12 protein-coding genes and 1 pseudogene are annotated in these 13,232 nt (G+C 55.1%); 10 read left to right on the top strand and 3 right to left on the bottom strand.

Annotation, left to right across the window (positions count from 1 at the left end; genetic code table 11):
• Positions 1-91 precede the first annotated feature (91 nt).
• The 5 genes from FE783_RS22105 to clpP all read left to right on the top strand — a co-directional run bounded on the left by FE783_RS22105 (position 92) and on the right by clpP (position 4,206).
• On the top strand, positions 92-793 hold the full coding sequence (locus tag FE783_RS22105) for a superoxide dismutase family protein (protein WP_138881574.1): 702 nt from the start codon (positions 92-94) through the stop codon (positions 791-793).
• 40 nt (positions 794-833) lie between these two features.
• Positions 834-2,405 (top strand): copper amine oxidase N-terminal domain-containing protein, encoded by a 1,572-nt coding sequence (locus tag FE783_RS22100; protein WP_138881573.1) that lies wholly within the window; start codon positions 834-836, stop codon positions 2,403-2,405.
• A 185-nt stretch (positions 2,406-2,590) separates the two neighbouring features.
• Positions 2,591-3,214, top strand: coding sequence for a winged helix-turn-helix domain-containing protein (locus tag FE783_RS22095; RefSeq protein WP_138881572.1), 624 nt, complete (start codon positions 2,591-2,593; stop codon positions 3,212-3,214).
• A 5-nt stretch (positions 3,215-3,219) separates the two neighbouring features.
• Positions 3,220-3,492, top strand: coding sequence for a hypothetical protein (locus FE783_RS22090; protein WP_138881571.1), 273 nt, complete (start codon positions 3,220-3,222; stop codon positions 3,490-3,492).
• Between the two features lie 135 nt (positions 3,493-3,627).
• Complete coding sequence (gene clpP, locus FE783_RS22085; protein ID WP_138881570.1) at positions 3,628-4,206, top strand: ATP-dependent Clp endopeptidase proteolytic subunit ClpP; 579 nt, start codon at positions 3,628-3,630, stop codon at positions 4,204-4,206.
• Between the two features lie 264 nt (positions 4,207-4,470).
• Here clpP and FE783_RS22080 read toward each other — a convergent pair whose 3' ends face one another.
• A complete protein-coding gene (locus FE783_RS22080; RefSeq protein WP_138881569.1) occupies positions 4,471-4,662 on the bottom strand; it encodes a type II toxin-antitoxin system antitoxin in 192 nt (63 codons plus the stop codon).
• Between the two features lie 9 nt (positions 4,663-4,671).
• Positions 4,672-5,511 (bottom strand): SPFH domain-containing protein, encoded by an 840-nt coding sequence (locus tag FE783_RS22075; protein WP_138881568.1) that lies wholly within the window; start codon positions 5,509-5,511, stop codon positions 4,672-4,674.
• A 203-nt stretch (positions 5,512-5,714) separates the two neighbouring features.
• Here FE783_RS22075 and FE783_RS22070 point away from each other — a divergent pair, with 203 nt between their 5' ends.
• Positions 5,715-6,059 carry a thioredoxin family protein gene (locus tag FE783_RS22070; protein ID WP_138881567.1) on the top strand — a complete coding sequence of 115 codons (345 nt, stop codon included), beginning with the start codon at positions 5,715-5,717 and terminating at the stop codon, positions 6,057-6,059.
• Between the two features lie 209 nt (positions 6,060-6,268).
• Here FE783_RS22070 and FE783_RS22065 read toward each other — a convergent pair whose 3' ends face one another.
• On the bottom strand, positions 6,269-7,183 hold the full coding sequence (locus tag FE783_RS22065; RefSeq protein ID WP_138881566.1) for a LysR family transcriptional regulator: 915 nt from the start codon (positions 7,181-7,183) through the stop codon (positions 6,269-6,271).
• Between the two features lie 125 nt (positions 7,184-7,308).
• Between FE783_RS22065 and FE783_RS22060 the strand changes: the two are divergent.
• The 4 genes and pseudogenes from FE783_RS22060 to FE783_RS22045 all read left to right on the top strand — a co-directional run bounded on the left by FE783_RS22060 (position 7,309) and on the right by FE783_RS22045 (position 13,197).
• A pseudogene (locus tag FE783_RS22060) lies at positions 7,309-8,065 on the top strand (sulfite exporter TauE/SafE family protein).
• 221 nt (positions 8,066-8,286) lie between these two features.
• Positions 8,287-9,597 (top strand): hypothetical protein, encoded by a 1,311-nt coding sequence (locus FE783_RS22055; protein ID WP_138881565.1) that lies wholly within the window; start codon positions 8,287-8,289, stop codon positions 9,595-9,597.
• A gap of 212 nt (positions 9,598-9,809) precedes the next feature.
• Positions 9,810-12,038, top strand: a complete 2,229-nt coding sequence (locus tag FE783_RS22050) for a hypothetical protein (RefSeq protein ID WP_138881564.1) — start codon at positions 9,810-9,812, stop codon at positions 12,036-12,038.
• A 181-nt stretch (positions 12,039-12,219) separates the two neighbouring features.
• Positions 12,220-13,197 carry a COX15/CtaA family protein gene (locus tag FE783_RS22045; RefSeq protein ID WP_138881563.1) on the top strand — a complete coding sequence of 326 codons (978 nt, stop codon included), beginning with the start codon at positions 12,220-12,222 and terminating at the stop codon, positions 13,195-13,197.
• The last annotated feature ends 35 nt before the right edge of the window (positions 13,198-13,232 follow it).

Below are 13,232 nucleotides of genomic sequence, written 5' to 3'. Positions count from 1 at the left end.
GTTCGCATTACCGTAGTCACTAGGAGAATGACCGTCGCTTTTCTACTATTATCGTGAGAGGTTTATTCCCGAGCAAAAGGAGCTGTCATGAATGAAACGAATACCATCTTCCTTCAAATGGGGTGTTTCCGGTTTTCTATGCGGCGCGGTGTTCTTCGCCGGTCTTGCCCAAGCCGCTTCACCTATGACCCAAATCGAAGCAAGTCTCGATTCCTTGAAATTTTTTGTTAACGGACAAAGCAAACCGTCGCAATCCATTCTATACAACGGGAGCACGTATGTTCCTCTCCGCCAAGCAACCGAGCTGACCGGGCAAAACATTTATTGGGACGAAAAGGCGGGAGCCGTCTCCATCGGCAAGCCTTCCGTCGTCATCTATGACGCAACCGGCAAAGAGATCGGGATCGCCACACTGACCCCTTATTCCGGGGGAGTAACGATTGAAATCGAGGTGTCCGGACTCGCACCGGGCAAACACGGCTTCCACATTCATGAGAAGGCGTTCGAGGGCAACGATTTCAAGACGGCCGGAGGCCATTTCAATCCGGACGGCAAGAAGCACGGCCATGATCATCGGGAAGGCCACCACTTGGGAGATTTGGACAATCTAATGGCGAATGCAGAGGGCAAAGCGAGCTTGAAAGCCAACATCGAAGGCGCCACTCTCGACAAAGATTCCGGGAAATCGCTTCTCGGACGTTCCGTCATCATCCATGCCGCCGAAGACGACGGCATTACCGATCCGGCAGGGAATTCGGGCGACCGTATAGCCGGCGGGGTCATTCCTCAATAAGAAAAAGCTTAAAAAAGGAAATATTGGAGGAGAACAAGCAATGAAAGGCTTTTTGAAAAAAATGACGATTTCAGCGCTGATTGCGGCTACGGTGACTATACAGGCTGCGGCGTCTATAGGCTCGGCTGCTGAAAATGCCGATACGCCGAGGGCTGTTGCAGTGGAAGTGGATAGTGCGAAACTGGACGCAACCGCCTATTTGGTGGACGGAAGAACGATGGTTCCGCTAAGAGCGATCTTTGAACGGCTAAATGCCACAATTGAATGGAACGGGGAAGAACGTTCGGTAACGGCGACCAAGGGGACTACAATCATCAAACTGTGGGTAGATCGAACGGAGGCAACGGCGGGAGGCCGCAATGTTACGCTGGATGTGCCTCCAATGCTGATCAACAGCAGCACTTATGTGCCGCTTCGCTTCGTTTCCGAAGCGCTGGGATCACAGGTGACTTTCGACGCCGAACGGGAGACAGCCGTGGTTAAAACGGGCAGCGGATGCGCGGTGTCGGGAGGGCAAGTTCATCAGGGGGCGATCAAGCCCGGCGGGGAAACGTGGGGCGTTTGCGGCAGTCCGCACTTCGTGAAAGGAGATTTCATCGTAGCGGGCAAGGATAGCCCCGTGCTAACGATTGAAGCGGGCGCGGTCGTCCGTTTCGAGAACGGTGCATCCATATCGGTTGGAACCACGGCTCCAGGCGGCTTCGTCATCGAAGGCAAAGAGAATAACCCCGCTACCCTGACAGCGGATACTGCAGGCGCTCAACCGGGCTTCTGGCAGGGCGTTCGTTATTACGAGCAGACCGTAAAGGGCAAAGCTTACATGGAGCATGCGCGCATCGAATATGCCGGCGGTCCGTTCGGGGCGGTTGCCGTCGAAAGCGAGGCGCAGGCGATCGAACTGAAGTTGCTGGACGTAGAAATCAAAAACAGTCTGTATACCGGGCTTTATTTGCAAGGGAACTCGCGGCTTGCAAAAGATAGCGGGAAGGTTCGCATTATTGGCACCAAGTCGTCCGAAGATGGCGGCGGTACGCCGATTATAACCGGGATATCCGGTACGCACAATTTGCCGGACGGCGAGTATAAAGGCAACGAATCGGATGCCATTCTCATCGAATCCACCAATTCGATTGAAACGATCACAAGCAATACGATATGGCGAAATATAGGTATTCCGTATCAAGCGGCACGTTCTTTAACTGTTGACGGCCCTGCCGCTCCGGTGTTAACGATCGAACCGGGAGTCGTTATCATGTGGAATGCCGATACGGGATTATATGTCGGCGGGAGAGAGCGCGGGGGCCTCGTCGCGGTCGGCTCGAAGGATAAACCCGTTCAGTTTACGTCCGATCTGGGACGCGCAGGCGCCTGGGAAGGCATTCACTTTGGAAACAGTGCCGTCGGCAAAAATGTAAAACTGCAGCATACCGTCATCGAGTATGCCAAACGCGGCGTCTATTTCTCAGCCGATCTGGGTCCGGCCATCAAGGATTCCGCTATTCGCAACAACAAAGAATACGGAGTGGTGACCTACGGGGAAAAAGGCACGAACTTTCTTTCGGGATTGGGCAACACGTTCGTGAATAACGGAGCCGACCAAGGCAACGAGTAAGAGGAAGTTTATAACGAAAAGAATCTCCGAAACCACCTCAAGATCTTAACCGAGGCGGGGACGGAGATTCTTTTGTCCCCCAGTAATAATTCGAAGCGGAGGTATCATTTGTATTCCATTGACAAAAGATCATTTACGTAATAATATATTTTTACGTAAACAATAAATTGTATATGGAGATTCCGATGAACGTTCAAGAGCCTTTGGAAATGGTTGTCGTCCACGATCCCGAGCAGGCCGTCGTCTTGCTGAATCCGCTTCGCGCCCAAATATTGGCGCATATGCGGAAGCCCGTATCGGCCGCCGAGGTAGGCAGATTGATGCAGGAGACGCCGCAAAAAATCAATTATCATTTAAAGGCGCTGGAGAAGGTCGGGCTTGTGCGCAAAACGGGCTCGAGACAAGTACGCAACCTCGTCGAGGTGCTGTATCAGGCGATTGCCAAATCATTCGTGCTGTCGGATGCGCTCGGGTTCGAGCCGGAGACGGTCAGGCGGATGAAGGAGGACGGCTCGTTGTCTCATCTCGTTCACTCTTCCGAGAAGATGAAGCGGGACGCGATCCGGCTGATGGAGCGGACGGAGGCGGGAGAGACGGTACACAGCGCGACGCTCTCGGCGACAGTTCATCTCGCCGGCGAGGAGGAGCGGCAGTCCTTCGTACAGGAGTACATGGAGGCGCTTCGTTTGTTGACGGAGAAGTACGGCGGATCGGGCGGCAAAATGGCAGCGGACGCCAAGTCCGGGCAATCCTGCTCGTATGAGGTGCTGGCAGCGGTATATCCGCAAATTGACGAAGGTGAGGATTGATTCGAATGGAAAACGCGAAAAACGACGAGCAAGCCGTAGTCGTATGGAAAACGTCCGTATCCGGTGATAGCGGTACAAGCGGAACCGGCGTGGAGCGGGGGAACGTCGTCCCATTCGGACCGAATGCCGCCGGAACGGACAGCGAGGCCGCGGTCGTATCGCGCTCTTTGCCGGGGCGCTCCGGGGAAGCGGGTTCGGTCATTTATGTCGGCTCCGGATTTTGGGCGCGGAATGCCGGCGGCGCTTCTTCTTCCGCTTCGCCGCGTATGGCGGCTTAGGAACTTTAACGGAATTATCGCCCTGACTGACGACCGGGGCTTTGAACCGGCAAGTCCCGGTCGTCAGAGAGCAGGTACGATATTCCGTTAAAGTTCCTTAATCGATACCGTTCAACATATACAGGAGGTGGAACCATGAGCCATTACGTACCGGTCGTCATCGAGCAAAGCAGCCGCGGGGAGCGGTCCTACGATATTTATTCGCGTTTGCTGAAAGACCGCATCATCTTTGTGGGTACCGAATTCAACGACCAGATGGCCAATGCGATCGTCGCGCAGCTGTTGTTCCTGGCCGCCGACGATCCGGAGAAAGACATCAGCCTCTACATCAATTCGCCGGGAGGCTCGACTACGGCTTGTATGGCGATCTACGATACGATGCAGTTCATCAAGCCCGATGTAGCAACGATATGCGTCGGAATGGCCGCTTCGGCAGGGTCTATCATTCTGGTGGGCGGTGCCAAAGGAAAGCGGTCGGCGCTACCGAACGCGGAGGTGATGATTCACCAACCGTGGGGCGGAACGCAAGGCCAGGCGGCCGATATCAAGATCCGCGCGGATTGGATCATGAGGACCCGGGCGGTCATGAATTCGATTTTGGCGGAGCGGACCGGCCAGCCGCTCGAGAAAATCGAGCGCGACACGGATCGGGACAAATTTTTCACGGCGGAAGAGGCGCTCGCTTATGGGCTGATCGATAAAATCGTGAGGTGAAGGACGAATAAAAGCGCAGCCCGGAGGGCTGCGCTTTAGGCTACTGAGAAAGTCTGCAAAGAGAGGAAGCTATGAAGGCAAGAGGTGGGGGAATGCGCTCCACTTCCGTTAAAATCAAGTTGTTTTTTTGAATTTTAGCGGGTACAACCCGATTTTAAAGTCAGACGCTACGCTTTACGCACATCTCCCTGCCTCCTTTTTGTATTTCAATCTTCTCATTTCGACTTTCTCAACAGCCTGGCGCAGCCCCGAGGGGCTGCGCTTTTATTCGTCCGAAGTAGGAGGGGCCGGAGGCGGCTGGCGTCCGCCGGGAAGCCGCCCGGCCCGGTGAGCGGATTCCCGCAGCAAATATTCCAAGTGAGAATTGACGCTGCGGAACTCGTCGGCAGCCCAACGTTCCAATATTTCGTACAGCTTGGGATCGATCCGCAGCGGAAAGCTTTTTTTACCGGACATGGCGCACCGTCAATAGAGCGAGCCTGCGTTGACGACGGGCTGCGCGGACCGGTCGGACACGATGGACACCATCAGATTGTTGATCATCGCGGCTTTCCGCTCCTCATCCAGGTGCAGACCGTCCTTCTCCAGCTGGGCGATCGCCGCTTGGACCATGCCGACGGCACCTTCCACGATTTTCTCCCGCGCCGAAATAATAGCGGACGCTTGCTGGCGCTGAAGCATCGCGCTTGCGATCTCGGTGGAATAAGCGAGGTGTGTCAGACGCGCTTCGATCACTTCGACTCCGGCTACCGAAAGGCGGCTTTGCAGCTCTTTGGCCAGCTCCGCCGCGACTTCCTCCGTATTACCGCGAAGCGAATAACCGCCGCCGTCGAGGTTGTCGTACGGATATTTGCTGGCCACGTGACGCAGGGCGGTCTCGCTTTGGATTTCCACGAATTGCTCATAGTTCTCCACGTCGAACAGCGCCTTCGCCGTATCGATTACGCGGAATACGACGACCGCGGCGATCTCGATCGGGTTGCCGTCGATATCGTTTACTTTCAATTTGACGCTGTTGAAGTTGCGCACCCGCAGCGATACTTTGCGACGGCTGCTCAGCGGTGTGACGAGCCAGAAGCCGCCATCCCGGACCGTACCCATATATTTGCCGAAGAACGTGATCACATTCGATTGATTCGGTTGGATGACCGTAATCGAGCTGAGCAGCAATACGGCGACAACGATCAGCGGCACGCCGATAACGGGGCGCTCCTGTACGAAGGAATAGACGGCCAAGGCGGCCAGGCCGAAGATGAATAAGATGCCGATAAACCCGTTTACGTGCCAAGTTTTTTTCTCGCTCATATGCAAGTCTCCTTTGTTGTGGGGTGATTTTGTTTTGATATTAGTATGATATCACTTTTTCTATAAAATGTAAAACATAACTTGCATGTAATGTTTCCCATAACTGTTCACGACCCGGCATGCATTGACATTCAAGGCGCTGCGTGCTATAACAGGCTTTAAAAACCGGCCCTTGCTATCGGGTCGGACGGAGGTGCAGCATAATGGAACCGATCAAAACGGAACAAGCTTTCTACGAGGCGATCTCCCAAGATAAACCGACGATTGCCGTATTCAAGACGACTTGGTGCAAAGACTGCCATTATATCGAACCGTTTATGCCGGATGTGGAGAAGGCGTATGCCGACCGCCTCACTTTCATCCAGCTCGACCGCGACGAGCTGCCCGATTTGTGCGAGACGTACAACATCCTCGGCATTCCGAGCTTTATCGGCTTCCGCAAGAGCGAGGAGCTCGGACGATTCGTCAGCAAGCTGCGCAAAACGCGGGAAGAAATCGAGCAATTTCTCGATCAAGTGGTGGAGGCGAGCAAAGCTTCGGCGAAATAAGCCGCTCGCAGCCGCAACATAGCAAACAAGCCTTGCCTGACGTAGAGACAGGTAAGGCTTTTGTTTTTCGAAAATAAGAGTGGTTTGCAACCCTTGCTGGCGACTCTTATTTCGGGAAACGAGCGAAGCAAGCGTCAAATAAGAGTCGGAAAGACCGCAATTTCCATTACGATCGGGCATGCGCATCGCAGCGATCCATTTTCGTTGCACTAACTGGGGCCGGTCAATGTCTCCGCTTTCCCTTCCATTCCCGCCGCGTACTCGGCAAGATAATGCCGGAAACGTTTGGCGACGGGAGACAGGTAGCTGTTCTTGTTCCAAGCGAGTCCGATCGTCCTGCGGCAGTCCGGCTCGTTAACGCTCAAGCGAACAATTCCCTCCATGTCCACGCCTTTAATATCGGGAAGCAAAGTAACCCCGAGCTTCGCTCTGACAAATCCCATCAAGGTCACGACTTCCTCCCCTTCGAACAAGATCCGGGGCGTTATGCCAGCTTGCCTGTACAACCGGTCCATAATCGTCCGGGTACCGTAGCCTTGCTTCAAGGCGATCACTTGGCTGTCGGCAAGCTCTTGCAACGATATGCGAGAGCGGTTCGCCAGTTCGTGACCGGCGGGCAAGAAGGCGTATAATTCCTCCGTCCATAACGGCTGCCATTCGACAGCCGGGCCCGATTCCGTTACCATGGACAAACAAAAGTCGATGTCGCCGGCTTCCAGTTGATCCAGCATAACCGCGGTGGCATTCTGAAAAAGCTGAAAATGTACTCGCGGGTAACGACCCAGAAAGGCGCTGACCATATTCGGAACGAACGACGCCCCGAGCGATTTCAGAAAAGCAAGCGAAACGGTGCCGTGCTCGGGATCGAGCAGATCGATCATTTCCTGCTTCGCCTGCGCCAGCTCCTGCAAGCTTCGCGACGTTTTGGCATAAAACTCCCGTCCGTACCGGTTGAGCACGACTCCCCGGCCTTTCCGCTCGAACAGCTTGACGCCCAGCTCCTCCTCCAGCTTCGAGATCGAGCGGCTCAGCGCCGATTGCGATACGGAAAGCAGCTCCGCCGCCCGCGTAAAATGCTCCACCTTGGCGATCGTATGGAAATATTCGAGCTGCTGCCATTCCATCTTGATTCCCTCCGATCCGACTAATCGATTACATTTTATCATTAAAATCATAAGAATTATACATTAGACACATGGTTCGAACGGTGGTTTAATTAACGTAAAAGAGCTCCAGGAAAGGAACGACGATGACTGTAGAGATTGTAGCGACCCTATTCGCCGTCGGACTTCTCCTCGGGTTTGTAGGTGCGGGCGGGTCTGGCTTCATCATCGCCATCCTAACGGTTGGCTTCGGATATCCGATTCATACCGCGCTTGGAACGGCGTTGTCGGCGATGGCGTTCTCCTCCTTGTCGGGGACGATCAGTCATTACCGGGAAGGCAATATTTCGCTCGGCATAGGGGCTGCGGTGCTTCGGGGCGATGGGTGCTGTCATCGGAGCCCGCTATTCCGCCTACATCCCGTCCGACGAGCTGAAATGGTTTACGTCGGGCATGTTGTTTTTGTCCGGTTTCGCGCTGTGGCTCCGTATGTTTATCGTGTCCGGGCAAAAGGTTGCCGGCTCCGCCGCGGCATCGGGGCGCAAAGGCTCAAGATTTTGGCTGCAGGCAATCGGGATCGGTGTCGTTACGGGAACATTGTCCGGTTTGTTCGGCATCGGCTCCACTCCGTTCATTCAAATCGGTTTATTGGCCGTGATGGGCATGTCGGCGCGCCACGCCGCGGGGACTACGATGCTAGTCATTCTTCCGATCGCGATCTCCGGGGGAGCGGGCTTTCTGTACGCGGGACATCTCGATATTCCGCTGCTCGCGGAAGTAGTATGCGGCACGATGCTCGGTACATTCGTCGGCGCCAAATTTACGAAGCGTGTTCCCGTTTCCATGCTGAAAACGGCGATGGTGCTCGTACCGATGATTGGCGGCTTTATTTTGCTGCTGTAACGAGACTGTCGATTAATTTGTGAGTATAGGAGTGGAAAGTGAAAAGGATACCTTCTGGCGAGTTTTGGATTTAAATTCCAACCGCTGAATCCTTATCAATCAAGGAGTTTAAAACAAACTGTCTGAGCAGAAGAAGGTATCTTTTCACTTGGAACGGCGTGTTTTCGCTCCGCTAACAGTTAATCGACAGTCTCATAACTCTAAAGAAGGAAGTGAAATCGATGCTCAAATGCGGAATGAGCGAAATCGTCATTACGCCGAAGCTGGGAAGCCCGATTCCGGGTTCGGTCGGAGACCGATTTGCATCGGGAACGAAGGACGATTTGAATGCGAAATCGCTAGTAGTCGAGACGGAAGACGCCGTCTTCGCCATTGTCGCGCTGGATGCGATCGATGTTCCGCGGCGACTCGTCGAAAGTGTGAGGAAGCGGGTATTCGCAAGCACCGGAATTCCTGCGGAGCATGTCATGGTGTCGGCGACGCATACGCATACGGGGGGACCGACCATTCGAACGAGCTTCGTAAACGCCGTGGACGAGTCGTATTTGACGTGGCTCGCGGACAAGGCGGCGGATGCCGTCGTCATCGCGTACACGCGACGCTCGGAAGCCCGCATCGGCTGGGGTCGCGGCCGCGAGGCGGATATCGCCTTTAACCGCAGGTTCCGGATGAAGGACGGCAGCGTACGGATGAATCCCGGCGTCGGCAACCCGGATATTATCGAGCCGGTCGGGCCGATCGACCCGGAGGTTGTCGTCGTCCGCATCGACGATGAATCAGGCAACCCGATAGGCGTCGTAACGAATTATTCGTGCCATGCTTGCGTCGTAGGCGGAACGGAGTACAGCGCCGATTACCCGGGCGAGCTCAGCCGTACGCTGAAACGGGTATTGGGACCCTCTATCGTCAGCCTGTTCCTGCAAGGCGCAAGCGGCGATATTAACCATATCGACGTCAGCGGCCGCTTTCCTACCGCGAAGCCGGGACACTATGCGGCAATGGGCAACATATTGGCTGGCGAGGCGATGAAAGTACGCGAGAAAACGGACGTCACCGATCGGCTGAGCGTCGCCGTCAAGACGGGCTATGTTCCGGTCCGGTTTCGGACGCCGACAGAGGCACAAATCGCCGAGGCGCAGCAAGTTCTCCAGACGGCCGAAGGTGGGGCGCCCGCAACGGAAGTGAAGTTCGCGAAGCAGATCGCGGAGCTGTCCGGGAGACCGCCAAGGGAAAGTGCCGAAGCGGAAATTCAAGTTATCGCACTCGGGGATCTGGCCATCGTCGGCGTACCGGCAGAACTGTTCGTGGAATTCGGTCTGGAAATCAAGCGAGGTTCGCCATTCCCCTATACGATCGTGAACCAGCTTACGAACGGATCGGTCAGCGGGTACGTGTGCACCCGGGAAGCGTACCGCCAGGGAGGCTACGAAACAAGGCTCCGAACGTACAGCAGGCTGCAGGAGGAGGCCGGGGATTTGTTTGTGGACCAATCGATGCTGCTGCTGGACGAATTGAGGTCGCACATGCTGTAGAGAAGTTGTCTATTCGACGGAATGCGACTAACGGCTTCAAGAAATAAGCAAAAATCGATAAAATTTCGTTCAATTCCTTCTGTATCGTTCCAAAGGCTTATGGTAGTATGAGACTATATGCATATAGGAATGATTGGAAGGAGGTGGAGCGGAGGCATATGCCTTATTCGAGCAAGAGAAGTATACATAGTGGCTTCTATCGGGCCTTTATCATGATGCTGATTTGTTGTATCGCCATCATTCCCGGTATTCAAGCGGCCAGCGCCGATTCGGCACCTCCCGTCGCGCTCCTGTACCCGCTGGAGACGGTTAGCGTTCAGCCCAACCAGCCGGTATATGTACAGGTGGCCGCGCTCGGTTGGAGCGGCGTTGAAATCCGGGAGGGAACGCAAGTCGTCGGCTCAAGCACGGGCTCGGGGCCGAATCATTCGGTTGCGGTAACGTTCCAGACGGAAGGCGTTCATATTTTGGAAGCCGTCGGCACAGCCGGGCCGATCCACAGCGCTCCGCGTCGGCTTCCGCCGATAATGGTGAAAGCCGGCGCCGTAAGTATTGCGGATATCGTGCCGATCGCAAGGCAGATGTCGATCTACGTGCCGGATTTTAACGGCGACGGCAATACGGCCGATAAGAGGAACGATCTTAAAGCCGCCCTAGGCTTGATCCGTCCGCCGGCACACCCGGAACCGGTCTCCGGTTACGTAATTCAGCCCGGAAGCGAGTTCGGGGCAATCCGGATCGATTACGTTCCGCAGAGCGGCAGCCAGCTCTACTATGAGCTGACCGCATCGAGCCCGGACATCCCTTCCGTCGGGTCCACGGTCCAAAGTACGCTTTATGGGCCACCGGGTACGGACATTCTCGGGGCCAACGGATACACGTACTTGGCCTTATCGGAAGCGGACGCTCAAGGGAAAGTGATTCGGTTCTCACGCATCAAGCTGCACGACGCGATGTTTATGTCGAGCCTGACCGGCAGAGTGCTGGATTGGAACGACAGCCCGTTTCACGGAGCGACATTGGAATTCAGGGCCGGAGCGGATAATACTACCGGTAACGTGGTCGCTACGACCTCTGTCGACGGCGGAACCGGAGAATTCAGCGTCGACTTGCCTGTTGGTGATTACACGGTCAAATTGATAGCCGCAGGATACGAGCAAAGTCTCTTTAGTGCCACGGCATCGAGAAGCACGACCAATTCTTACATATGGACAGCCATATCGGAGCTGCAACCCGATCAAATCCGGATCGTGCTTACTTGGGGAGCGGGGGCGAGGGATCTCGATTCTCATCTGCTCGGACCGGACGGCAACGGCGGCATATTCCACCTGTATTATGCGAATAAGGTCACGTCCAGCACGTACGGTGAAATCGCCAAACTCGACAGGGACGATACGTATTACAACGGCACGGAAACCGTCACCGTCACGACAGTCAACCGGAACGTATACGGCACATTCAACTACTATGTGAACAACTACAGCTGGAATGAAGGCTCGCTCAGAGGATCGGGCGCCAAAGTCGAAGTGTACGTCGGCTCTCTGTCCGGAGACGGCAGCGGTATTCACGAAACGCTGATCAAATCGTACATGGTTCCGACCGGCCTGGGACAAGAGCGATACTGGGAAGTGCTTCACTTGATCGTATCGGAAAATGAAGTATTGGTTGAAGACAGGAATCAGCTGAGGGAGACGAGTCCGATCCTGACGAAAATAACGGGGGCGGATACTTCCGGCGGTTCTCTGAACTCATTTAGGCTTTATTATTTGAGCGATGCCAACCAGGTGCAGACCGAAGATCTGCAAATATCGGCTACATTGGACGGCTTACCGTATGTGCTCGGCGGATTGCACTATAATAGTTCAAATCAAATCATAACCTTCGATCCGGTACCGACTGCGGAATCCGCCCGTCAGCTTGTCGTCACCGTCAACGCGGCACCGTCTTCGAAACGGCTAATCCCAGGAGCGGCGACAGCCACGTTCACGATACCGGCGGCCAAGACGGCTATCACGGGACTGAATATGACCTTGATCGGATCGGGCTTGGATTACAAGACTTTCAAGGCCGACCTGACTTTTGCCTATCCGACGGTAACCGGACTGACCTATGACAACGATTTGTCGGTAACGGCTTCCGTGTACAACACGGTAACGGGCGCGACCTATGCGAACACGGCGCTGGCCAACGTCGCTCTAAATCCGGACGGCAGCGGATGGAGCTTGACATTCGATCTGAACCGTTTGGCTAACGGGCTCCCTTATAATACGGGCATGCTTCTTACGCTGACTGTCACGGCCAAGCCTTCGTCAGCAGCGATTACCGGTTCTGCCACGTATGTTACGGCGTTCGATTTCCCTCTCCTTGCGCTCGGGGAAAGCAACCCTTTTGCAGCGCTTGCGCTAATGCCGCCTCCCATGGCAGGAGTAGCGCCATCGTGAGCGGCTGCCGGATAGAGAGCCTTCCTTAACGGGAAGGCTTTCTACTTTTTTGCACGCCTCGCCGTTCCCAGACGTTCACATTTCCGAAATGGATTTGCCCGGAGATAATCGCTATAATTGGTTTGACGCAATTTTCGACTTTATCGGAACGCGATTGACTTATAAAGAAGGTGCATCCGCGATGGGTAAACGGTTATACGGATTGTCGCTCGCTTCGGTGATCGGGATGGGACTCGTTCTGCTGATGGGGGCGCTCGTGACCAAGACGGGATCGGGAGATGGCTGCGGAACGGACTGGCCGCTCTGCAACGGCAAATTCGTACCGGCTTATACGATCGAATCGATGATCGAATACAGCCATCGTTTTGTCAGCGGGATCGTGGGATTGCTGGTGCTCGGCGCGGCCGTTGCGACTTACGTATGGTTGCGGCACAGCCGGGAAGCGATGCTGTTCGCTTTCGGCGCGTTGTTTTTTACGGTTTTGCAGGCGATTCTCGGCGCCCTTGCCGTCATATTTCCTCAATCCGATGCGGTTATGGCGCTTCACTTCGGCTTCTCGCTGGTAGCTTTCGCCACATCGCTGTTACTCGCTGTAGGCATTAGGACTGGCGCTTATGTGCCGCAACGGGCCAAGGCTTCCATTCCGACCGGCAGCGCTCCGGCCAAAAACACGCGTGAAGTGTTGAACATTACAGCGGGCATGCGCAAGTGGATTTGGGGAGCGACTATTTACAGCTACATCGTCGTATACGTCGGCGCTTTCGTCCGGCATACCGAGTCGTCAGGCGGCTGTCTGGGCTGGCCGCTGTGCAACGGGGAAGTCGTTCCCGCGCTGGACGGGGCGACGGGAATCGCTTTTGCCCACCGGGTCGCGGCAGTATTGTTATTTGTCGTTATAGCCATTATTGCTTATAAGGCATCGAGACCGGAAGGCTCCTCGCGCCTGCTCCGCGCCGCATCCAACTGGGCGCTGCTGTTGACCGTTCTGCAAATATTCAGCGGAGCATCCGTCGTATGGACGCTTGCCTCGGACTGGTATTTGCTAACGGCACTTCTGCACGTCGTGCTCGTATCCGGCTTGTTCGGGGTACTGTGCTATATGAGCGTATTGGCATGGCGGTCGGCCCGGCCGGCCGGAAGCCCGGATCGCTCCGCTTAATGACGCGGGAGAGGGATTCAGAATCAGGCTTGCCC

Source organism: Paenibacillus mesophilus, from assembly GCF_005938385.1.
GTDB classification, from domain to species: Bacteria; Bacillota; Bacilli; order Paenibacillales; family NBRC-103111; genus Paenibacillus_AB; species Paenibacillus_AB mesophilus.
This window is presented reverse-complemented; position numbering and strand designations above follow the sequence as displayed.